This is a genomic window from Nonomuraea rubra (genome assembly GCF_014207985.1).
Taxonomy (GTDB): domain Bacteria; phylum Actinomycetota; class Actinomycetes; order Streptosporangiales; family Streptosporangiaceae; genus Nonomuraea; species Nonomuraea rubra.
In genome coordinates this window covers 57,369-79,909 of record NZ_JACHMI010000001.1, presented here as the reverse complement: position 1 = coordinate 79,909, position 22,541 = coordinate 57,369, and the positions used below count along the sequence as shown (strand labels likewise).

Sequence of the window (22,541 nt, the reverse complement as noted above, 5' to 3'; positions counted from 1 at the left end):
TCAGCTGCTCGCGAAGAACGTGCGCCGCAACCAGTACGCGCCGACTCCCAGCAGGGCGGCGCCCGCCAGGCTCAGCGGCACCAGAGGCACCGACCCGCTGTCGCCGGCCTCACTGCCGGCGGATTCACCTGCCCGCGAGTTGCTGACGTTGACCGCGTCCAAGCCGGTCTGCGTGGACTCGGTCAGACTGGTGCTGTCTTCGACGGCTCCCTTGCCGGCAGTCCCGCCCATGCCGGTGTCGACGCCACCACGCGGCGCGCCGTCATCGTCGTCATCGTCGTCGTCTCGCGCGACCGAACCGCCGACGCCGGTGTCCACCCCGCCTCGGGGAGCACCGTCGTCGTCGTCATCATCGTCCCGCGCGGCCGACCCGCCCGCGCCCGTGTCCACCCCGCCCCGGGGTGCGTCGTCGTCATCGTCGTTGCCGCCACCGTCATCGTCGTCATCGTCGGCCGTCGTCTGGATGCTCGTCAGAGTGACCGCGTACGCCCCGGTCGTCGTGACGAGTGTGGCGGCGGCGCCCAGCCCGAGTGCGATCGCCAGGGCGAGCAGCGCTCGCCTTAATGCCTGAGCCATGTGCTCCTCCTAGAAGCCGGTCGCGGGATTTCCGCGGCTGGACTCAGGTTGTCGGGGGGCCGTTGGACCACGATGAGGTCGAGATGAAAGGACTCTCACGGCTCCCGGCCGGCTCGGGCCGACGCACCGGCCTGGGGGACGTTCGCAGACCGGCGACCGCGCGTGAAAGCATTTCCTCCATAACCGAACGAGTCTTGTGGAGGCAGGGGTGGCTGACGAGTTCGATGTCATCGTGATCGGGGCGGGGCCCGCCGGTGAGAACGTCGTGGACCGGGCCGTGCGGGGCGGCCTCACGGCGGCGATCGTCGAGGAGCGGCTGGCCGGTGGCGAGTGCTCCTACTGGGCGTGCGTGCCGAGCAAGGCGCTGCTGCGGCCGATCGACCTGGCGGCCGAGGTGTCGCGGGTGCCCGGCCTCTCGCTCGGGCCGATCGACGCGGCCAAGGTGCTGGCCAGACGCGACGAGGCCGTGTCCGGCTACGATGACGCAGGTCAGGTGCGCTGGGTCGAGAGCGTTCCCGCCGAGTTCGTACGCGGCCGCGGCCGGCTCGACGGCCCCAAGCGCGTACGCGTGACGACGGAGACCGGCGAGGAGCGCGTCCTGACGGCCCGCCAGGCCGTGGTGCTGGCCACGGGCAGCACCGCCGCCATCCCGCGCACGCCCGGCCTGGCCGAGGCGTCCCCCTGGACCAGCCACGAGGTGACGGCGGCGACCGCGATCCCCGAGCGGCTGGTCGTGATCGGGGGCGGCGTGGTCGCCTGTGAGATGGCGCAGGCCATGCACGGGCTGGGCGCGCGGCAGACCACGGTGCTGGTACGCGGCGGCCGGCTGCTCAACCGCATGGAGCCGTTCGCGGGGGAGCTGCTCGCCGAGTCGTTCGCCGAGGCGGGCATCGACGTTCGCACCAACACCGACGTCGCCAGGGTCGAGCGCCCCGAGCCCGGCGGGAAGGTCACCGTCCACCTGCCGGAGGGCCCGCCGCTGGAGGCCGACGAGCTGCTGGTGGCGACCGGCCGCCACCCCGCGACCCGCAACCTCGGGCTCGCCTCGGTGGGCCTGCCGGAGGACAAGCCGGTCGAGGTGGACGACAGCCTGCGGGCCACCGGGGTCGAGGGCGGCTGGCTGTACGCCGTGGGCGACGTCAACGGGCGGGCGCTGCTGACGCACATGGGCAAGTACCAGGCCAGGGTCTGCGGCGACGTGATCGCCGCGCGGGCGCGGGGCGACGAGCTGCCCGCGATGCGGGATCTCGCCGGCGGCTACGGCGCGCCCCAGGTCGTCTTCACCGACCCGCAGATCTGCGCGGTCGGCCGGACGGAGGAGGCGGCGCGCGCCGACGGCTTCCGGGTACGGGTCGTGGACTACGACATGGGGGCGGTCACCGGGGCGTACCTGCTGGGTGACGGCTACCGGGGCAAGGCCAGGGCCGTCGTGGACGAGGACAGGAAGGTGCTGCTCGGCGTCACGTTCGCGAGCCCTGGTGCGGCGGAGCTGCTGCACGCGGCCACGATCGCGGTGACCGCCGAGGTGCCGCTCGACCGGCTCTGGCACGCGGTGCCGTCGTTCCCGACGGTGAGCGAGATCTGGCTCCGCCTGCTGGAGGCCTACGGGCTGTAACGCACGACCGGACGTGGCCGGCCGCCCCGCGCACGAACGCGCGGCCGGCCACACCGGCGCAGCGGCCTCCCGTGCCGGGTCACGGCCTGTGCAGCGGCCTGATCGCTTGTGTGATGGGCACGGCCGTCGCGTACGGGTTCAGCCGTGATCGCGCCGTACGTTCAAGCGCGAGATGATCGGCGAGCGTGGGATCGTGGAGCGCTCGGCGATCCCGGGATCCCCCGACTGCAGCATCAGCTCCGCCACCGTCTGCTCGACGCTGTCCCGCAGCTCGACGTGCGGGAGCAGGTCCGTCAGCCTCAGCACCGACAGCAGGTGGTCGGAGGGGCGGACGACGAAGATCCGGCCGCTGCCCTCCTCGGCCATCCGCTGCATCGCCATCGCCAGCACCCCGATGACCGACGAGTCGTAGAAGTCGAGGTCGGCCAGGTCGAGCACGAGGGTGGGCCCGGGCGACCAGTCCCACACGGAGTTGATGCGGGCACTGAACCGGACGCGCCCCGCGTGGTCGAGCACGCCGCTGGCGCGCATGACCGTGCAGTGCAGATGCCGGGTCGTCTCGATTCGCAAATCGCTCGTGCCCACACGAATCAACTGCCCGGTGAGCGGCGTTATCACAGGTGATCGCCATTTTTCCGGGTCCATTGGGCACCGCCGTCCCCGCGATTACCAAGAGGACCGTTGACCAGCTTGCGCATGAGCTCGGAGAGCGTTTCGACGTCCTCGGGGGTGAGCGGGGAGGCCAGGCGGGCGAGGTTGGCGGCGTGCTCGGTGAGCGCGTCGTCGATGACCCGCAGGCCCTCCTCGGTCAGCTTGACCCGGAAGCTGCGCCGGTCGGCCGGGTCGAGGCTGCGCTCGACCAGGCCGGCGGCCTCCAGCCGGTCGAGCCGGTTGGTCATGCCCGCGCGCGACATCATCAGCACGTCCGACAGCTCGGACGGGATCAGCGTGTACGGCGCCCCCGCCCTGCGCAGCGCGGCCAGCACGTCGAACTCGCCCTGCCGCAGCCCGCGCTTGGTGAAGACCTGGTCCACCTGGGGCACCATCAACCGCGTGACCTGGGCGAGCCTGCCGAAGACCCCCATGGCCGACAGGTCGAGGTCGGGCCGCTCACGCCGCCACTGCTCGATGATCCTGTCGATGGCGTCGCCCATGACCTCGCATCTTAGCCGTCACTTCCGCCACCCCCCGGCCGCCGCCGGCGCCCGGGCATGCGAGGCCGGGATTCTAGTGGGCGGTGCCCGACTCCAGGGTGGGCACCGCGTCCGGGCACGGGCCGAGGATCACCAGCAGCGGCGAGCCGGCCGGGCTGGCCAGCTCCAGCTCGGTCACGTTCCCGCGCACCGTCTGCTCGGGCGCCCCCAGATCCCCGTCCCTGAAGCTGAGGATCCGCTCCACGGACGGCGCCGCCGAGTGCAGCAGCTTCCTGGTGGCGTGCCGGAGCCAGCGCAGCTCGCTGTTGACCCGCCGCCACGTCGCGGGGATCATGCTCACCGCCTCCGCCCTGGTGCCGAGCCGCAGCGTGATGCGCCCGCTCGACCCGAACCGGTCCTTCAGCACCGGGTTCACCACGAACATGCCGGACCGCAGCGCCCGTACGCCCTGCCGGTTGACGTTGGCCAGCCCGCCCGCGCTGATCAGCGAGTACAGCTCGCAGCGGAACCCGTCGAGCGTGTCCGGGTCGTAGTCCACCGGCGGCGGCTCCTCGAACACGACCTTGTCCAGCCGGATCCCGGCCACGCCGTCGGGTGCGACGCGCCCGGACACGGCCTGGCGCACCGCGTCGCAGACGCCGTCGCCCTCGGTGATGTCCAGCGCCTCGACGCAGATCAGGCCGTCGTCGGGGATCTCCTCCGGCGTCAGGTCGAAGGCCACCCTGGCGTGTGCCTTCCTGCCGCGCAGCAGCACGCACTGGCGCAGCCGGCCCTGGGACCGGATCTGTACGAGGCGCGGCTGCGTGGGGGTCTCGGCATGACCGTTCTGCCAGCCGCTCACCGACCGCTCGTCCGCCGACAGGGACACCTGTACCCGTAGCGGCCGTCCCTGCGCCGAGACCTTGAACCCGGCCAGCCCGGACGTCTCGAACCTGCCCACGATCTGGCTGCCTCGCTGCAACCGGTCGGTGACCTGCAAGGGGGCGACCTGGCCGCTGGTCAGGTGCACGGGCGGGATGGCGGGAAGGATCACCTGGTCCAGGTCGGTGGCGGATCCTGAGCTGCTCATGTGAGGCTCCTGGAGGGAATAGGTCCGGCCGTGTCGTGGCGGCCGCTCATCGGATGCTGCGGACGGGGATCGGCCCCGCCATTCGAACAAACCCGCCGGGATCGTTCCCGCCAGGTCGAACAGGACGGAGCTCGGCCCCGGTCATCGGGCGCTCCCCAGGGCGCCGAGCGCCGCAGGGTCGTGGAAGTCGAATCGGGTGAGCAGGGGCTCGCGCCGCTCCCACATCCGCGCGACGGCCCCGTACAGCGGATCACCGCCGGGCTCCACGTGCCGCAGGTTGACGGCGAGCGCCCGCGCGTAGTCGTCCCCCTGCTCCCAGTGCGGCAGGAGCTGGCTGGGCACGTCGGCCCCGCAACGGCGCAGCCACAACCACAGCCGGGCGCGTTCACGCTGCTCGGGCCCGAGGATGGACTCGCCCTTGGCATGCTTGGCGATGGCCTCCCCGAGCAGCCGCCGGTGCTCGTACGGCGAGCCGGCCACGTGCGCGCCCCCGCAGGCGCCGCCCTCCGACCAGCCGGCCTGGATGACGGGGATGCCGAAGGCGGGCAGGTCGCTGTCGCCGAACGCGACGCCCACGTCCGCCATGCTCCACAACATGGTGGTCGACAGGGCCCCGCCCACGCACCGGATGCGGGGATGGTCGGCGGCGGGCACGGGGTCGAGGAAGAGCCAGTTGGCGCTCTCGTCGGCGCCGGCGAACTCGGCCGTCGTCCCGAAGAGCTCCGCGTCCCGCGCCGGCGCGTGCCCGAGCACCGCGATCGTGGGCCGGTCGGCGTCGAAGCCGAGCCGGGCGCAGCCGTGGTGGCGGAGCTGGCGGCGTTCGGTGTCCGTACGGAGCTGGTAGCCGTTCCTGGCCCGCCAGGCGACCCGCTCGGCGCTGGGCCGGATGAGCTCCCTGTGCGGCCAGACGTGCCGCTCGAAGAAGGCGCCGACCCTGGCGGGCAGCTCGTCCTGGAGGGAGCACGGCCCCTGGTCGGGGAAGAGCGCGTACGCCTGCAGCGTCCCCGTCCCGTGCACGTGCACGACGGGGAGGTCGCGCGGCACGGCCCGCTCGGCCTTGCTGGTGACGAGCGCGGCGGGCGGCAGCTCGGGGCGCGGGTCCTGCGCGGCGCCGAACGCCCGGGCCAGCGGCATCCACTCGGGCCTGGTCAGGACGGCCAGCCGAGCGGAGAGCAGCCCGCAGACGGCCTTGGCGACGGTGAGCGTCCGCACCACGGTGCGCAGGTCCTCGTCGTACGCCTCCGCCACGACGCATCCGTCACCGGCGGGACTCTCTCCCCAGCAGGTCCTGGCGGCGGCGAGCAGCCGATCGGCGTGCCCGCCGTCGCCGCTGACGCGACGACGCATTAGCCCCTCCACCATGGCAGCAAGAAAATGCCCTGGTAGACGTTGCCAGACGGGCCCCGACCGGCCGCGCGGGCGACACGGTTCTTTGCCTCAGCGTGGCGGAATGCCGAAGAATCTCAGGGGTATCACCAGCCCCACGCTGCACGAACCAGCCGATGACCCCGATTTCGGCGAAAAACCCCGAACAATCCGGCCTTGCCAGACGTCCAACTTTTACCTGGAGCATGTCATGCCCGGGTTTAGGATGCACCGTATTGCCAGGATGGGGAGGTTTTACCAGCATGGGTTCCCGTTTGTCGAGTGTCGCACGCCTGACGGCGGCGGCCGCCGCGGCCGGCGTGGTCGCCGCGGCCATCGCGCTGCCCGCGGTCGGGGGGACAGGGGCGATGTTCGTCTCGGCATCGGAGGACCTCGGGATCAAACCCGAGGACCTCAAGGAGCCCCCTCTCGCGGAGAAGACCACGGTCCTGGACGCCAACGGCAACCAGATCGCGCAGTTCTACGAGGAGTACCGCGAGACGATCACCCTCGACCAGGTCGCCCCGATCATGAAGACGGCGATCATCTCCATCGAGGACTTCCGCTTCTACGAGCACGGCGCGATCGACATCGAGGGCACCATCCGCGCCCTGGCCAAGAACTTCACCTCCGGCGGCATCGCGCAGGGCGGCTCGTCCATCACCCAGCAGTACGTCAAGCAGGTGCTGCTCAACTCGGCGACCACCGACGAGGAGCGGAACGCGGCCCTGGAGGCCAGCTACGCGCGCAAGCTCAGGGAGCTGCGCTACGCGATGGCGGTCGAGGACAAGTACACCAAGGACGAGATCCTGGAGAAGTACCTCAACATCGCCTACTTCGGCGCCCACGCCAACGGCATCGAGGCGGCGGCCAAGCGCTTCTTCGGCGTGAAGGCCTCCGAGCTGAACCTCGTGCAGGCGGCGACCCTGGCCGGCGCCGTGCAGGACCCCAACGCCACGGACCCCAACCTGGGCAAGGCGCAGCGCAAGAAGCTGCTCAACCGGCGCAACGTGGTGCTGGACCGGATGGCCGAGCTGAAGAAGATCACGCCCGAGGAGGCGGCCGAGGCCAAGGAGAAGCCTCTCGGCTACAAGGGCACTCCCCTGCCCGGCGGCTGCGAGGCCAGCCCGTATCCGTACTTCTGCATGTACGTCCGCAACGAGGTGCTCAGCAACAAGGCGTTCGGCAAGTCGGCCAAGGCCAGGAGCCAGTTCCTCAACCGGGGCGGCCTGACGATCCAGACCACGCTGGACCCGAAGATGCAGAAGGCCGCCGAGAACGCGATCAAGAAGCACGTGTTCGCCTCCGACAACCCGGTGGCCTCCGAGGCGCTGGTGCAGCCGGGCACGGGGCAGATCAAGGCGATGGCCGCCAGCCGCAAGTACGGCCAGAACAAGCGCAAGAAGGAGATGTCGTACAACGTCGTGGCGGACGCCGTGCACGGCGGCGGCGTCGGCTTCCAGGCGGGCTCGACGTTCAAGACGTTCACCCTGCTCACCGCCCTCAAGGAGGGCATGAAGATCAACGATGGGTTCTCCGTCGGCAGCGGGTACCGCGCGCCGTACTACTCGACCTTCAAGAACTGCAAGGGCGAGAACATCGGCGACCCCACCCACACCGTCACCAACGACGAGGGTGGCGGCGGCTTCAAGTCGCTGCAGACCGGCACCTGGGGCTCGGTGAACACCTTCTTCATGAAGCTGGAGGAGCACGTCGGCCTCTGTGACACGATCAAGACGGCCAAGTCGCTGGGCATCAAGCGCTCCGACGGCCTGGCGCTGACCGAGTACGAGACGTTCACGCTGGGCACCAACGAGATGGACCCGGTGACCGTGGCCACCGCGTACGCGGCGATCGGCGCGCGCGGCAAGTACTGCAAGCCGATGGCCATCACGAAGATCACCGACCGCAACGGCAAGGTGACGAACTACAAGCCCGACTGCAAGCAGGCCCTGGACCCCGAGGTCGCCGACGCGGCCGCGCACATCCTGTCCGGGGTGTTCACCCAGGGCACGATGCGCAGCGTCGGAGGCATCGGCCGGCCCGCCGCGGGCAAGACCGGCACCACCGACGCGCAGGCCACGGCCTGGTTCGCCGGCTTCACCCCGGACCTGGCGGGCGCGGTCAGCATCGGCGACTCGCGCGGCGCGCAGAAGTACAAGCTGAACGGCGTCACCATCGGCGGCAAGTACTACGGCTCGGTGTTCGGCGCCTCGATCCCCGGGCCGATCTGGAAGGACACCATGCTGGCCGCGCTCAAGGGCACGCCGGCGACGGAGTTCACCCCGATCAACAGCAGCCGCTTCGGTGGCTGTGGCTCCGGCTGCCAGCCGGTGGACCGCTCGGACGAGCCGCGCGGCGACGACGACTCGGACGGCCAGCTGGAGGACGTGGACGTCGCCGATTTCGACTGATCTTGGGTAGGAGGGGTTTCCTGATCGCCGGATAAGACAAATCGGGCATGGATAATATGCCGTGATCCACATCCGGCACAGAAACCTCTACCGGTTACCAGTGCCCCTAGCTGAGCAAATTCGGAGTGCGTCCGTACTGCCGGACGCACTCCTTGCAAAGGCCCTATTAACAGCGGCGAAACATTGGTAACGTGGGAGCGCTCCCAGGATCTTTCCGCGAGGTGCTCCATGACCGAGCAGCCCACACTGGCACAGGTGGCGGCCGCTGCAGGGGTTTCCCCCGCGACCGCATCTCGAGTCCTCACAGGCTCGGTGCGGGTCAGTACCTCGACCCGCCGCCAAGTCTACGACGCCGTGTCCCGAATGGGATACGTCCGACAACGCGCACCCCGGGGAACGGCCGCCAAGACCATGGCCGACGGTGTCACAGCAGTGGTCTGTGACCATTTACCCCGGCTCTTCTCCGAGCCCTACTACGCCAGGCTCCTGTCCGCAGCGGGTGCCGTGATAGCCGAGCACGGCACCCACCTCATGGTGACCACCGTCACCCCCACCTCCTCCACGCTGCCCGCCTTATCAGGCGCGGTGCTGATCGTGGGGGCGCGAGAGCGTCACCCCCTGGCGATCAAGTTATCCACCTCGGGCGTCCCCGTCCGCAACATCGGACGCCCGCCCCACGACCTCAAGCTGCCGTTCGCCGACGTCGACAACCTCGACGGCGGCCGCCAGGCGGCCGAGCACTTCCTCCTCACGGGCCGCCGTAACGTGGCCGCCATCGGCGGCCCGCCGTCGTTACCCGGCGCCCGCGACCGGCTGGAGGGTCTGGTACGCACTCTGCAGGCGGCGGGAGCGCCCGACGTCCCCGTGGCCTACGGAGACTTCACCGCGGCGTCGGGCACCCATGCCATGCAGTGGCTGTTGCGCCATGCCCCGGGCCTGGACGCCGTGTTCGTCGCCTCCGACCTGATGGCGGCGGGCGCGATCCAGGCCCTGCGCAGGGCGGGACGCAAGGTGCCGGCGGACGTGGCGGTGATCGGGTTCGACGACGCCCCGGTCGCCAGGCACACCGTCCCGGCCCTGACCACCATCCGCCAGCCCGTCGAGGAGCTCGCCACGGTCGCCACCAGGCTGCTCCTGACGGGGGCCGCGGGGATCGACCCCGTGCTCCCAACGGAACTGGTCGTCCGTGAGTCGGCTTGAGCCTGGGGACGTCCTGGCCCGCAGGTATCTGTTGCTGGACCCGCTGGCCCGCGGCGGCATGTCGGTCATCTGGCGTGCCTTCGACCAGTCCCTGCACCGGATGATCGCGGTCAAGGTGCTCACGGCCTCGCTGCACACCGACCCCGGAGAACGGGTCAGCGTGCGCAGCGAGGCCCGGGCCGCGGCCAGGTTCATCCACCCCGACTCCATCGAGATCTACGACTACGGGGAGACCGTCACCACGAGCGGCGGCGTCGCGGCCTACGTCGTGATGCCGCTGCTCGACGGCACCCCGCTGGCCGAACGCATCGAGAAGGGGCCGCTGCCGTGGCCCGAGGCGGCGGCCATCGCGCTGCGGCTGGCCCGCGTGCTGATGGCCGGGCACGCCCGCGGCCTGGTGCACAGGGACGTCACGGCGGAGAACGTGCTGCTCACCGCCGGCGGCCCCAAGCTGCTCGACTTCGGCATCGCGGCGTGGGCGGGCGACCCCGACGACGACCGCGGCACCCCTCCCTACGTCGCCCCCGAGCGGCTGCTCGGCGCGCCGACCCACCCGGCCGTCGACGTGTACGCCCTCGGCGTGCTGCTGCACACCATGCTCACCGGGCGCACGCCGTACCCGGGGACGACGTGGGAGGAGATCGAGGCGGCACACAGGACCGAGCCGCCGCCCCGGGTGGCGGGGGTGCCGTACGCGCTGGCCTCGCTCTGCCAGCGATGCCTGGCGCACGAGCCGGAGGACCGCCCGACCGCGGCGCAGATCGTCTCGGGGCTGACCTCCACGCTCGGCACGGCGACGCTGGGCCGCCACGTGCGGCGCGGGCTCACGGTGACGGGCTCGGCGGCCCTGGCCCTGTCGGCGCTGCTGTGGTTCCAGCAGCCGCCGGCGCCCGAGCCGCCGCCGAAGCAGGCCCAGCCCGCGCCGTCACCCACGGCCAGGCTGATCGAGAGCACGCCGAGCGCGGTGATCACCGTCGAGCAGGCCGCGGCCGGCTTCACGACGGTGCTGCGGGCGCGCACCCCGTGCGGCGCGACGGATGACGACGTCGTGCTCGACCTCACGCAGGTCCTGCAGAACGCCCTGACGCCGCAGCACGGCCCGTCGGCGCGCGCCTCCGGCACCAGGAGCCTGCGCCAGAAGCTCTCCGACCGGCTCAGGGAGGGCAGGCTCACCCCCGCCTGCCTGAGCGAGCTGGAGGCGCGGCTGGACGATCTCGACACGGCGCTGCGCCACGACTGACCGATTTGATGAGGGGTACGGCAGCACCAGCCGTACCCCTCCGTCGCGCGGGCCGGGCCCCTCGCAAAGCGACGTGCCCGCGCGAGTCCTCATGCGCAGGTGTATCCGCTGGGCACCTGCGTGTTCCCGGCCGGCCGCGTGGCCTGGTAGCCGAACGAGGTGCTGGCTCCCGGCGCCAGGCTCCCGTTGTGGGCCAGGCTCCTGACCGTCACCGTGCCGCCGCTGACGGTGTGGCTCGCGTTCCAGATGCCGGTGATCGTGTGACCGGACGGCAGCGGGAACGTGACCGTCCAGCCGTTCAGCGCGGACGTGCCGCGGTTGGTGACCGTGACCGGCTGGATGACGTACCCGTTGTTCCAGGAGGTCTGGGTGGTGGGCGTGACGGCGCAGCCTCCGCCGCCGGTGCCCGGCTGGGTGGTCACCGTGACGGCCGCCGATTCGGGCGAGAGGTTGCCGGCGGCGTCCCTGGCCCTGATCCGGTAGCGGTAGGTGGTGGACGGGCTGAGGCCCGTGTCGGTGTAGGAGGTGGCGGTGCCGCCGCCGACCCGGGTGAAGCTGTCACCGGTGGCGCGCAGCACGTCGTACCCGGCCACGCCCACGTTGTCGGTGGAGGCCGCCCAGGTGAGGGTGGCGGAGGACGAGGTGACGTTCGAGGCCGCCGGCGTGCCGGGGGTGCTCGGCGGGGTCTGGTCACCGGTGCCGCCGCCCGTGCCGAACGAGAAGGAGTTGACCGCCAGGCCGGTGCCGCCGATCCAGGGCTCGAAGCCGGCCTGCACGCTGGTCAGGTACCACGACCGCTGGCCGTAGCCCCGGCTGACCACGTCGGAGTAGAAGGTGTCGATGGTGAAGTCGAGCGAGGTCGAGGGCGAGGAGCGCACGTACGAGATCACGTTCCAGCCGATGTTGCCGAACCAGACCTGCCACGTCGCGCCGGCCAGGTTGACGGTGCCGACCTGGGATCCGATCGGCTGGATGGAGCCCTGCCGGTTGAGCCAGATCATCAGCTCGGCGCCGGTGTTCTGGCCGTCGGTGCGGGGCGTGGGGTCGAACCACAGGTCGTAGGAGGCGTTGTAGGTGCCGGAGCCGGGATAGCTCATGGTGACGCTGCTGCGCAGCGCGGCGAAGCCCGGGGCGCTGGCCTGCATGGGCAGGTTGCTGCCCGTGGTGCAGTTGGCGTAGTGGCAGCCGGCGAAGATCGACGGGTATCCGGCGGGGGCGCCGCTGGTGGAGTTGTTGTGCGCGGACTGGGTGACGGTGAAGCCGCCGCTCTGGTTGACGTCGATGCACTGTGCGGTGTCGGCGCCCCAGACGTTGTTCTGCACGATGTAGCGGTTGCTCTGGATGCTGGTGGAGCCGTACTTCTCGCAGATCACCGGCGCGGCCTGGGCCGGCGTGGCGAACAGGCCCAGTCCGGCGAGCAGGGCGAGTAACGCCCCGATGGTCAGGTGGATGTGCGCATGCCTCATGGCGTGTTGCTCCCGCCTCTCTGACAGGGGAGTGTAGTGGGAGCGCTCCCAGCCTTCAGCCTCCTTTGGGGTAACGAACGCGGCAAGCACGTACGCATGCCACCGGGGCAGGGCGAGCCAGGCCACCAGCGGAAACCGTGACCAAGATCGGCTGAAAGTTTCACAGAACGTTGTCGGATCCGCGCCGCGCGTGATTCAATGCGCTCGCCGGGCGGGCAGGTCGTGGGCAGGTTTCCTCTGTCGTCAGCGCAAGGGAATCCCCATGAAGTTCTTCAAGTCGGCGGCGATCACCGCCGTCCTGGTCCTGATCACCTCTGTCTTGATGGCGCCCACGCAGGCGCAGGCCCACGGGGTGTCGATGTTCCCCGGCAGCCGTACGTTCCTGTGCTGGCAGGACGGCCTGCGAGACAACGGGCAGATCCTCCCCTACAACCCCGCATGCGCCGCAGCGGTCAACCAGAGCGGCGCGACCCCCCTGTACAACTGGTTCGCGGTGCTGCGCTCCGACGGCGCCGGCCGGACCACCGGATTCATCCCCGACGGGCAGATCTGCAGCGGCGGCACCGGCGGGCCCTACGACTTCTCGGCCTACAACGCGGTCCGGTCCGACTGGCCGCTGACCCACTTGACCTCCGGGGCGAACATCCAGATGCGGCACAGCAACTGGGCCGAGCACCCCGGCTCCTTCAACTACTACGTCACCAAGAACGGCTGGAACCCGAACGGGCCGCTGAAGTGGTCCGACCTGGAGCCGTTCGGCAGCGTCACGAACCCGCCCAAGTCCGGCGGCGCCGGCGGGCTCAACTACTACTACTGGAACGCCCAGCTCCCGTCCGGCAAGAGCGGCCGGCACATCATCTTCACCCACTGGATCCGCTCGGACAGCAACGAGAACTTCTACAGCTGCTCCGACGTCACCTTCGACGGCGGCAACGGCGAAGTGACCGGGGTCGGCCCCGGCGGCAGCACCCCCGGCCCGTCCCCGACCATCACGCCCACCGACCCGCCTCCCCCTGGTGGCTGCACGGCCACGTGGAAGGCCACCAACACCGGCTGGGCCGGCCACTTCCAGGGCGAGGTGACCGTGAAGAACACCAGCACCAGCTCGATCAACGGCTGGACGGTCAAGTGGACCTACAACAACGGTGAGGGCTTCGACGGCTCACCGTGGAACGGCGTGCTGACCACACAGGCGCCCAACGTGACGGTCAAGAACGCCAGCTACAACGGGCAGCTCGCGCCGAACGCGTCCACCGCGTTCGGGTTCAACGCGACAGGCTCGGTCCCGGCCACCGCCCCGACCCTGACCTGTACCAGCCCGTGATCAAAACCCGTCGCGGGCTCATCGCGGCGATCGTCACCCTGGCCGGCGTGGTGCTGGCCGGGGTGACGTTCTTCGTTGCCAGGCAGCCGTCATCGACGCTCAACGACGAGCTCGCCGCCCAGGTGACCCTGATACTCGAGCAGGCCTCGCCAGGCGAGCACCACGCCCACGGGCACAGCGGCTTCGAGTCCGGTGTCGTGTGCGCCGTGGAACCCTTCGGCACCGAGCCCCCGAACGCCACCTCGCTGGTCGAGGTGCGGTGGGTCTACGCCCGCCACATGTGCGCGATCACCGGGGAGAGCCCGGACTGGGCGGCCTCCGTACGGGCCTCCGGGCCCATCGCCGTGAAGATCGACATCCCGCCCGAGGTGCGGGTGCCCAAGGCCGGGGCCGGCTATCCGGACCGGGTCAGGCAGCTCATCCCCGAGCGCTACCACGCGCTGGCGTTCGAGGAGTTCTCGGACGACTCGGCGATCGAGGCCGCGCGCGAGCGGTTCGCGCTGGCCTCCTCGACAGCGAAGTAGGCGTGCAAACCTCTTCAACAGCGAAACAGGCGCAGAAAAACGGACGCGGCCGAAGTGGAGGTTTCGGCCGCGTCCGTCCCATCCGGGCGGGATGGTTTTCGGGCAGGGATTCGATGGGTTTAGTGCCTCACCTCCTCATACGCACCTACGGGTCTCGGAGTTCAGTTGGAGCCGCCCCCGCCGCTCCTGCGGCGGGGGCGGGATCGTGGGGTCAGGCCGGGGTGCAGGTGATCGGGTCCGGAGTGGCGGACGTGCCGCTGGCGATGAAGCCGAACGTGGTGGTCGCGTTCGGCGCGAGCGCGCCGTTCCACGCCTCGTTCCTCACCGTGACCGTGCCACCGGACGCGGTGTGCTTGCCGCCCCAGAGCTGCGTGATCGAGTTCGACGAGCTCCAGGTGACCGTCCACGCGCTGGTCGCGGACGTGCCGGCGTTCTTCACCGTCACCTCTGCCTGGTACGCGCCGCTCCACGAGTTGACCACCTTGTAGGTGGCCGTGCACCCGCCGTCCGGCGCGTCGGTCGTGGTGAACGCGGTGCCGTCGGAGGCGGTCGAGCTGTTGCCCGCCGCGTCCCTGGCCACCACGGTCACCGTGTACGCGGTGCCGGGCGTCAGCCCGCTCAGGTCGAACGACGTCGTCGTGGCCGTGCCTGCCCTGGTGGACCCCAGGTAGACGTCGTAACCGGTCACGCCGACGTTGTCCGTGGACGCCGCCCAGCTCACCCGTGCGCCCGTGGCGGTGATCCCGGACACCGAGGGCTTGCCGGGCTTGCTGGGCGGCGTCCCGTCCACCGTGTCCGAGGTGGTGAACGCCGTGCTGTCGGACTGCGCCGAGGTGTTGCCTGCCGCGTCCTTCGCCACCACGTGGGCGGTGTAGTCCGTGGCAGGGGTGAGCCCGCTCAGGTCGAACGACGCCGTGGTGGCCGTGCCTACCTTGGTGGACCCCAGGTAGACGTCATAGCCGGTCACGCCGACGTTGTCGGTGGAAGCGGTCCAGCTCAGCCTGGCCGAGGAGCCCGTGATCGCCGAGACGGCGGGCTTGCCCGGCTTGCCGGGCGCGGTCGTGTCCTCTTCCACCGGACCGGGGGGCTCACCCCAGATCTTGGTGGCGCCGCTGTGGAGGGTGATGCGGTCCGTACGCGCCGGCGTCGTGCCCGGCGTGGTCGGGATGCCCGCGTAGGACCAGTCGTTGGCCGGGTCCCAGGTCCCCGAGCTGCTGATCCTGAACTGCACCTCCCTGCGGTGCTGCGACTGCCCGGCGGGCGCGATGTCCTGGCCCGAGCAGTCGATCGACACGTAGTACGTGCTGCCGCTCGCCTGGTGCAGCGTCGGCGCCTTGCACTGCGTGTAGGCCGACGACACGCTGATCTGCGAGGCGGTCGTCGAGCCGTCGAGGGTGAAGTAGTAGCGGAACGAGCCGTCGGACAGGACCCTGGCGGGCCAGGCCGACTGGTTGCGGACGATCGCCTTGATCTCGGTGAAGTTGCTCCCCGAGGCGTTCACGCCCGCCTCGACGAAGATCTCGGGCCCGTCCGGGGTCTCCGCCACCGGGAAGTTCGCCGCCGGAGCGCCGCCGTACTCCTTGTAGAGGCGGGCCAGCGCGCTGGTGAAGCCGGCGTTGTAGTCGGTGGCGACCTCGTTCATGACGTAGTCGTCGCGCTTGTCGGTGTAGGCGTCGTCCGGGCTCGGCGGGCCGCCGACGAGCGCGCCGTACAGGGTGTGGCGGGTCTGCTCGGGGTTGGTGATCTGGTCGGTCCACGAGCCGTGCGCCGTGCGGTGGTGCGGGTTCTTCGGCGGGTTCGCGCCGAAGCCGACCACGTAGGAGGAGTTGCGCGGGTTGTCGCCGAGCGCGTAGTTGATCTGCCGTACCGCGAAGTCGTGGTAGCGGGCCTTGCGCGTGGCGTCGGTGATCGAGTCGCTGTGCACGAGCGCCGCGAACGAGGTGTTCGCCGCGTAGCGCAGCGAGCCCCACCGGTCCAGGACGGCCTGGCCGCCCGGCGAGTACGCCACCTTCTGGCCGTTCACGCCGACCGTCCAGAAGTCGAGCCAGCGGTTGGCGTCGTCCAGGTACTGCTGCTTGCCGGTCAGCTTGTGCAGCAGCACGTAGGCCCCGTACGACTTGTCGTCCCAGGCGATCGTCCACTTGTACGACTTGGTGGTGCTCTGCGGCTCGGTGCCCAGGTTGGCGTAGCCGCTCTCGGCCTTGGCCAGGTAGGAGGCGTCGTTCGTGGCCCGGTAGAGCCAGATCGCGCCCCACACCAGCTCGTCGTTGAAGCCGCTCCAGGAGTTGTAGAAGCTGGAGGCGTCGGTGATGCACTCGCTGTACTTCTTCCTGACGGTGTCGGCGAAGGAGTACAGCTGCTTGGCGTGCGTCACCAGCGTGTCGGCGTACGACGGGTTCGTCGGGCGGAAGACGATCGAGGAGGCCGCCATCGCCGCCGCCGTCTCGCCCGCCAGGTCCGACCCGCCGCACGAGGCGTCGATCTTGTACGCGGGCCGGTTCATCGCCATCGCCTCGGCCGGGCCCCACCAGGCGTGGTCCGTGCCGCCGTTGCCGACCTGCCCGTAGAGCACGTTCGGCGACGGGTGGGCCTTGATGAAGTAGTCGTTGACGAACTTGAGGTTGTTCAGCAGGTGGGTGAGCTGGCCGGAGCCCGCGTACGCGTCGCGGTACTCCACCGCGCCCCAGGCCAGCATGGTGGCCGAGAACGCCATCGGGAAGCCGAACTTGACGTGGTCGCCCGCGTCGTACCAGCCGCCCGTGAGGTCCACGCCCACGTCCTTGCCGTCGTTCAGGCCCGAGTCGCCGCGCCAGGAGACGCGGTTCCAGTCGGGCAGCGCGCCCGACTGCTGGGCCTCGTAGAACCACAGCGACTTCTGCAACGCCTCGCCGTAGGCGAAGGCGGGTGCGGCTGCGTTTGCGGCATGGGCCACCGGCCCTGCCCCTACGCAGAGGGGCAGGACCAGCGACGCCGCAGCGATCAGAGCTGCCTTTCGGATCACGGGAAGAGCCGTCCGTACTCGGCCAGGGCGACGGCGACGTCCACCTGCGCCCAGAACCGGTGGTAGTTGAAGACCGGCGCGGGGCCGGTGCCGTTCAGGAACGCCTGGACCTTCGGCCAGTCCGGGTCGTCCTCGTAGAACGACCTGATCGACAGGAACGTGGAGTTCGAGTTGATCGGGTCGCCGTTGGGCATCTCGCCGCTCCAGCCCGGCGGCACGTAGACGGGGTCGTCCACGCGCTGGTAGTCGGTCTTGGTCTCCGGCACCGAGACGCCCTCGGCGTCACGGTTGTCCCAGATGCCGTCGAGCAGCGCCTTGGCCGTGTCGCGCGCCTCGGCGTGGTTGGCCTTGGCCGCGTAGTACATCAGGACCTTGGCGTACGCGCCGGCGACGCCCACGTCCTGCGTGTGGTCCACGACGGTCACGTGCAGGCCGGGGTTGGCCGGCGGCATGCCGCTGGTGGCGTTGAAGTCACCCGCGGGCTGGCCGGTCCAGCGCAGCGTGGACGGGATCTGGTAGCTGCCGTCGGCGTTGATCGTGGTGTTGTCCAGCGCCCACGTCACCCACTTGTCGAGCAGCGCCTTGGCGTTGGCGTTGCCGGTGGCGTAGTAGAGCTGCGCCACCCGGTCCATGGTCCACGCCTGGAAGCCGAACCACTGGTTCGACGGCGGGTCGTGGTAGACCGGCTGCCAGTCGTAGGTCATGCCGTGGAACTTCGGCAGACCGGCGGGCGGCGTGCTGTAGCTGCCGTTCCAGCTGTTGGTGGCGCCACCGGCGATGGCGCCCTCGGCCGACTGCAGCCAGGTGTAGAACTGCAGCTGGCGGGTCAGGCTGGTGCTCCAGTCGGCCGCGCCGGTGGAGCTCTTGGGCCTGAGCTCGGTCACGTTGGACAGCGCCCAGGCGGCGAACGGGTTCTGGTAGCCGGAGTGGTTGTGGCTGGAGCCGATGCGCCAGGCCCAACCGGCGCTGGAGTCGGTCGCGCCGCCCCAGGCGTAGTACCAGCTCAGCAGGTAGTTGGAGGCGTTCTTGCCGGTGCCGGCCGGGCACGACGGGCTGGTGCACCCGGGCTGCTTGAAGTACTTGTCGTACATCGCGTAGCGCAGGTAATCGCCCATCTTGGCGGCCTTGGCCACGGTGGCGGAGATGTCCGCGGCCTTGTTCTGCTCCTTGGCCCAGGTCAGCGCCCAGTAGGCGGCCTGGACGGCGCGGGCGTCGGCGTCGGGGGCGTTGGTGTACTTCCACTGCTTGGCGTACGAGGCGTCCTTGGTGAACAGGTCCAGGTAGCCGTTCGGGCCGCCGTGGGCGAAGGTGTCGCAGGACGGCTGCGGGATCGTCTCGAAGACCGACTCCTCCGGGCCGCGCTGGTAGGTGTTGATGTAGGCGGGCCTGGTCGTGCCGTCGCCGCAGCGGCCGAAGCCGTAGGTGTTGTCGACGTCCAGCAGCCAGTGCATGCCGTAGATGTCGCGGGTGCCGTACGCGGTCTGCAGCTCGCTCGCGATCGGGTCGGTGCCGACCGAGACGCCGCTGTCGAGCTGCGACGGGTAGTTGCTGATCGTGTTGTGCTCGGGCGCGTACGTCGCCGGCTTCGAGGCGTTGTAGAACGAGTTCGTCGGCTGGTCGGCGGTGGCCGGGATGATGTACTTCTCCATCGACGCCCACGCGGTGTTGAACTTCGACCAGTCGCCGGTCACCCGGCCGTACGCCGCCTCCAGCCACAGGTAGTAGCTGTAGGCCTCGGACGTGGTCTCGTGCCCGTGGTCCGGCGCCTCGACCATGAAGGTCTCGATCGAGTGGTACGGCACGCCCTCGGGCGAGAAGTACCCGTTGGCCGGGTCGTGGAGCTCGTTGTAGAGCTCGACGAAGCGCTGGACGTAGACGTTGTCGCCGCCGACGTCGTCGTCCGCCTCGTTGGCGGTGACGTCCACGGGGGTGTAGCCGGTGGCGCTGACCCGGAAGACGGCCGAGCCGGCGGTCGTGTCGGCGTCGTCGGCCGCGCCGAGCGTGAAGGTCTGCTCGGTGTTCCAGTTGGACGGGGTGAACGTCCTGGACGCGGGCGTGACCGTGAGGTCCGTGTCACCGCTGGCGCGGGCGGCGGAGACGGTCACGTTCGCCGAGGGGGCCTGCGACAGCTTCACGCCGAAGTTCGCGGTGCCCGTCTCGGGCACGGACACGGTCGTCGGGCTCACCACGAGCGCCGGGCCCGTGTCCGGCGAGACCGTGATGCCGACCGGGGCCGAGGTGGTGACCAGGCCGGCGTTGTCGGTCGCCCTGGCGGTGATCGAGTAGCTGCCTGCCGCCACGTTCTGCCAGTTGTAGCTGTACGGCGAGGAGGTGTCGGTGCCGAGCAGCGTGGAGCCCTGGTAGAAGTCGACCTTCGCCACGGTGCCGTCGGCGTCGGCGGCGTTCGCCGAGATCGGCACGGTGGCCGGGGCGGTGAACGTCTGGCCGGCGGTCGGCGAGGTCAGCGACACGGTGGGCGCGGTGCCGGTGCCGCCGCAGGTGACGCCGTTCACGCTGAACGAGGTCGGGTTCGGGTTGCTGCCCGTCCAGGTGCCGTTGAAGCCGATGTTGGTGGAGGCGCCGGTGGCCAGGTTGCCGTTCCACGGCATGTTGGTGCCGGTCACGCGGGTGCCGGACTGGCTCCAGTTCGCGCCCCAGCCGGTGGGGGTGTACCGCTGGCCGGTGGTCGGGTAGTCGAAGGCCAGCGTCCATGACGTGATGGGGTCGCCGGTGTTCTTCAGCGTGATGTTGGCGGTGAAGCCGCCCTGGTTCTGGCCGCTCGTCCACTGGTTGGCCGCGTACGTCACGTCGCACGCCACGGCCGCCTGGGCGGGCGCGGCCGTAACGGCCGAGGTCACGCCCGCCACGAGGACAAGGGTGGTGGCCACGGCGAGGCGTTTCGATAAGCGGGTCAAAAGGATGGGAGGTCTGTACTTCACGAGGTCTCCATGGGAGTAGGGGTGTGGGAGCGCTCCCAAAGTGGATTGTGGGTGCCCTCCGGCGTATGTCAACGGAATGGCGTCGCGGTAACCCCCGTGTTTCCTCTCACCAGGCTGCCCGGGATGAAAGTTTCATCCTCGTTCCGGGGCATTCAACGAGCATGCGGGGCGGTGGACACCCTGCCGGCGGGGGGCCGATTTACACAGCCCGGACCACGGCACACCATGGGAGCGCTCCCAGCCATCTAAGTACTGGAGATGATCGCTCGTGAGACTCCACCGCGGCCTCCGCAAATGGGCCGTGACGATGACCGCCGCGAGTGTCGCGGCCTTAGGGCTCGTCGTCGGCCAGACCACGGCCGCGAACGCCGCCGTCGCCTGCGACGTGACCTACACAGCCAACTCGTGGACGAGCAGCCCTGGTCAGGGCGGATTCACCGCGAGCATCACGTTGAAGAACACCGGTGACCCGCTGACCTCGTGGTCGCTGGCCTTCGACTACCCGACCACCGGCCAGAAGTACACCCCCACCGGCTGGGGCGCGAACTGGAGCCAGTCCGGTACGCGCGTGACCGGCACCAACATGCCGTACAACGGCAGCCTGGCCACCGGCGCGTCCGTCTCCATCGGCTTCAACGGCACCTGGTCCGGCACCAACCCGAACCCGGAGTCGTTCAGCGTCAACAGCACCACCTGCGGCGGCACGGGCCCGACCACCCCGGCGGTCGTCACCTCCTCCAGCGCGGTGGCGGTCAACGAGGGCGGCACGGCCACGTTCACGGCCAGGCTCTCCTCCGCGCCGAGCTCGAACGTCACCGTCACCACCGCCCGGACCAGCGGTGACACCGACCTGACCGTCACCTCCGGCGGCTCGCTCACCTTCACCCCGAGCAACTGGAACACCCCGCAGACCATCACCCTGGCCGCCGCCCAGGACGCCGACACCACCGCGGGCACCGCCGCCTTCAGCGTCGGCGGCACCGGCGTCACCGGCGTCACGGTCAACGCCACCGAGGTGGACGACGACGCGACCGTCGAGCAGTCGATCGTCGTGACGCCGACCGCGGTCACCGTCTCCGAGGGCTCGACCGGCACGTTCACCGCGCGCCTGGCCGCCCAGCCCAGCTCCAGCGTGACCGTCACCACGACGGCGGGCAGCGGCGACAGCAGCCTCACCGTCAGCTCCGGCGCCTCGCTCACCTTCACCACGTCGAACTGGAACACCCCGCAGACGGTCACCCTGGCCGCCGCGCAGGACACCGACACGACGAACGGCAGCCGCACCTTCACCGTCGCCTCCACCGGCCTGACCTCCCGTACGGTCACCGCCACCGAGGCCGACGACGACGGCGGCCCCAACCCCACCCACGTCGAGAACCCGTACGCCGGCGCCACCGGCTACGTGAACCCGAACTGGAGCGCCAAGGCCGCGGCCGAGCCCGGCGGCTCGGCGGTCGCCAACACCTCCACCGCCGTGTGGATGGACCGCATCGCCGCCATCGCCGGCAACGCCAACGCCATGGGCCTGCGCGCCCACCTCGACGAGGCCGTCAGGCAGGACGCCGCCAACGGCTCCGCACCGCTGACCATCCAGGTCGTCATCTACAACCTGCCCAACCGCGACTGCTCGGCGCTGGCCTCCAACGGCGAGCTGCTCATCGCCCAGGACGGGTTCAACCGCTACAAGACCGAGTACATCGACCCGATCGCGGCCATCATGCGCGACTCCGCGTACGCCAACCTGCGCATCGTCACGATCATCGAGCCCGACTCGCTGCCGAACCTCGTCACCAACCTCAACTCCTTCGAGAAGTGCCGCGAGGCCAACGGCGCCGGCGGCTACCGTGACGGCGTCCGGTACGCGCTCAACCAGCTGCACGCCATCACGAACGTCTACACCTACATCGACGCCGCCCACCACGCCTGGCTGGGCTGGGACTCGAACTTCCAGCCGTCGGTGAACCTCTTCTACGAGACCGTCGCCGGCGCCACCGCCGGGGTGGACAGCGTGGACGGGTTCATCGTCAACACCGCCAACTACTCCGCCACGTCCGAGCCGCACTTCACCATCAACACCACGGTGGGGCCGAACAACACCTCGGTCAGGCAGTCCAAGTGGGTGGACTGGAACTACTACGTCGACGAGCAGACCTTCGCCGTCGCCCTGCGCAACGCGCTCGTCGCCAAGGGCTTCCGCTCCGGCCTGGGCATGCTGATCGACACCTCCCGCAACGGCTGGGGCGGCAGCGCCCGCCCGAGCGGGCCGAGCACCTCGACCAACGTGGACGAGTTCGTCAACCAGTCGCGCGTCGACAAGCGGATCCACGCCGGCAACTGGTGCAACCAGAGCGGCGCCGGCCTGGGTGCCCGCCCGACGGCCAGCCCGGCCGCCGGCCTCGACGCCTACGTCTGGATCAAGCCCCCGGGCGAGTCCGACGGCGCCAGCCGGGACATCCCGAACGACGAGGGCAAGAAGTTCGACCGGATGTGCGACCCGACGTACACCGGCAACAGCCTCAACGGCAACAACATGTCGGGTGCCAAGGCCGACGCGCCGCTCTCGGGCCAGTGGTTCTCCGCCCAGTTCCGCGAGCTGCTCGCCAACGCCTACCCGCCCGTCAACTGAATGGACCCGGCCGGCCGGGGACCCGCCT

Annotated in this window: 15 protein-coding genes; 7 read left to right on the top strand and 8 right to left on the bottom strand. The window is 70.2% G+C overall.

What is annotated here, in order from left to right; translation table 11 throughout:
* Window positions 1–576, bottom strand: a complete 576-nt coding sequence (locus tag HD593_RS00380) for a hypothetical protein (RefSeq protein ID WP_185100146.1) — start codon at window positions 574–576, stop codon at window positions 1–3.
* A 208-nt stretch (window positions 577–784) separates the two neighbouring features.
* On the opposite strand from HD593_RS00380, the gene HD593_RS64170 reads away from it, so the two are divergent.
* The gene (locus tag HD593_RS64170) at window positions 785–2,191 is read left to right on the top strand and encodes a dihydrolipoyl dehydrogenase family protein (protein ID WP_185100145.1); all 1,407 of its coding nucleotides are present in this window, start codon (window positions 785–787) and stop codon (window positions 2,189–2,191) included.
* 138 nt (window positions 2,192–2,329) lie between these two features.
* Here the strand turns inward: HD593_RS64170 and HD593_RS00370 are convergent, their stop codons facing one another.
* From HD593_RS00370 to HD593_RS00355, 4 genes are all read right to left on the bottom strand, one after another.
* Complete coding sequence (locus HD593_RS00370; RefSeq protein WP_185100144.1) at window positions 2,330–2,761, bottom strand: STAS domain-containing protein; 432 nt, start codon at window positions 2,759–2,761, stop codon at window positions 2,330–2,332.
* A gap of 44 nt (window positions 2,762–2,805) precedes the next feature.
* Entirely contained in the window at window positions 2,806–3,345 is a 540-nt protein-coding gene (locus HD593_RS00365) for a MarR family winged helix-turn-helix transcriptional regulator (protein WP_185100143.1), read from the bottom strand.
* Window positions 3,346–3,418: 73 nt separating this feature from the next.
* Window positions 3,419–4,414 carry a hypothetical protein gene (locus tag HD593_RS00360; protein ID WP_185100142.1) on the bottom strand — a complete coding sequence of 332 codons (996 nt, stop codon included), beginning with the start codon at window positions 4,412–4,414 and terminating at the stop codon, window positions 3,419–3,421.
* Between the two features lie 141 nt (window positions 4,415–4,555).
* Window positions 4,556–5,761 carry a hypothetical protein gene (locus tag HD593_RS00355; protein ID WP_185100141.1) on the bottom strand — a complete coding sequence of 402 codons (1,206 nt, stop codon included), beginning with the start codon at window positions 5,759–5,761 and terminating at the stop codon, window positions 4,556–4,558.
* A 293-nt stretch (window positions 5,762–6,054) separates the two neighbouring features.
* Here HD593_RS00355 and HD593_RS00350 point away from each other — a divergent pair, with 293 nt between their 5' ends.
* From HD593_RS00350 to HD593_RS00340, 3 genes are all read left to right on the top strand, one after another.
* Window positions 6,055–8,193, top strand: a complete 2,139-nt coding sequence (locus HD593_RS00350) for a transglycosylase domain-containing protein (RefSeq protein ID WP_312903297.1) — start codon at window positions 6,055–6,057, stop codon at window positions 8,191–8,193.
* Window positions 8,194–8,421: 228 nt separating this feature from the next.
* Window positions 8,422–9,393 (top strand): LacI family DNA-binding transcriptional regulator, encoded by a 972-nt coding sequence (locus tag HD593_RS00345; RefSeq protein WP_185100139.1) that lies wholly within the window; start codon window positions 8,422–8,424, stop codon window positions 9,391–9,393.
* Window positions 9,380–10,633 (top strand): serine/threonine-protein kinase, encoded by a 1,254-nt coding sequence (locus tag HD593_RS00340; RefSeq protein WP_185100138.1) that lies wholly within the window; start codon window positions 9,380–9,382, stop codon window positions 10,631–10,633. Before HD593_RS00345 ends, HD593_RS00340 begins: the two co-directional genes overlap by 14 nt.
* An 89-nt stretch (window positions 10,634–10,722) precedes the next feature.
* Here the strand turns inward: HD593_RS00340 and HD593_RS00335 are convergent, their stop codons facing one another.
* On the bottom strand, window positions 10,723–12,099 hold the full coding sequence (locus HD593_RS00335) for a glycoside hydrolase family 12 protein (RefSeq protein ID WP_185100137.1): 1,377 nt from the start codon (window positions 12,097–12,099) through the stop codon (window positions 10,723–10,725).
* 262 nt (window positions 12,100–12,361) lie between these two features.
* On the opposite strand from HD593_RS00335, the gene HD593_RS00330 reads away from it, so the two are divergent.
* The gene (locus HD593_RS00330) at window positions 12,362–13,423 is read left to right on the top strand and encodes a lytic polysaccharide monooxygenase (protein WP_185100136.1); all 1,062 of its coding nucleotides are present in this window, start codon (window positions 12,362–12,364) and stop codon (window positions 13,421–13,423) included.
* Window positions 13,420–13,947 (top strand): hypothetical protein, encoded by a 528-nt coding sequence (locus HD593_RS00325; protein WP_185100135.1) that lies wholly within the window; start codon window positions 13,420–13,422, stop codon window positions 13,945–13,947. The genes HD593_RS00330 and HD593_RS00325 overlap by 4 nt, the downstream gene beginning before the upstream one ends.
* Window positions 13,948–14,158: 211 nt before the next feature.
* On the opposite strand, the gene HD593_RS00320 is transcribed toward HD593_RS00325, so the two are convergent.
* Both HD593_RS00320 and HD593_RS00315 read right to left on the bottom strand, forming a co-directional pair.
* Window positions 14,159–17,002 (bottom strand): glycoside hydrolase family 9 protein, encoded by a 2,844-nt coding sequence (locus tag HD593_RS00320; protein ID WP_379478845.1) that lies wholly within the window; start codon window positions 17,000–17,002, stop codon window positions 14,159–14,161.
* Window positions 16,945–19,836, bottom strand: coding sequence for a glycoside hydrolase family 48 protein (locus HD593_RS00315; protein ID WP_312903296.1), 2,892 nt, complete (start codon window positions 19,834–19,836; stop codon window positions 16,945–16,947). Before HD593_RS00315 ends, HD593_RS00320 begins: the two co-directional genes overlap by 58 nt.
* A gap of 319 nt (window positions 19,837–20,155) precedes the next feature.
* Between HD593_RS00315 and HD593_RS00310 the strand changes: the two genes are divergently transcribed.
* Window positions 20,156–22,513, top strand: a complete 2,358-nt coding sequence (locus HD593_RS00310; protein WP_379490933.1) for a glycoside hydrolase family 6 protein — start codon at window positions 20,156–20,158, stop codon at window positions 22,511–22,513.
* The last annotated feature ends 28 nt before the right edge of the window (window positions 22,514–22,541 follow it).

Coding starts and splice junctions, on each gene's coding strand:
- HD593_RS00380 (WP_185100146.1), bottom strand. CDS start 576: ATGGCTCAGGCATTAAGGCGAGCGCTGCTCGCCCTGGCGATCGCACTC.
- HD593_RS00365 (WP_185100143.1), bottom strand. CDS start 3,345: ATGGGCGACGCCATCGACAGGATCATCGAGCAGTGGCGGCGTGAGCGG.
- HD593_RS00360 (WP_185100142.1), bottom strand. CDS start 4,414: ATGAGCAGCTCAGGATCCGCCACCGACCTGGACCAGGTGATCCTTCCC.
- HD593_RS00355 (WP_185100141.1), bottom strand. CDS start 5,761: ATGCGTCGTCGCGTCAGCGGCGACGGCGGGCACGCCGATCGGCTGCTC.
- HD593_RS00345 (WP_185100139.1), top strand. CDS start 8,422: ATGACCGAGCAGCCCACACTGGCACAGGTGGCGGCCGCTGCAGGGGTT.
- HD593_RS00335 (WP_185100137.1), bottom strand. CDS start 12,099: ATGAGGCATGCGCACATCCACCTGACCATCGGGGCGTTACTCGCCCTG.
- HD593_RS00330 (WP_185100136.1), top strand. CDS start 12,362: ATGAAGTTCTTCAAGTCGGCGGCGATCACCGCCGTCCTGGTCCTGATC.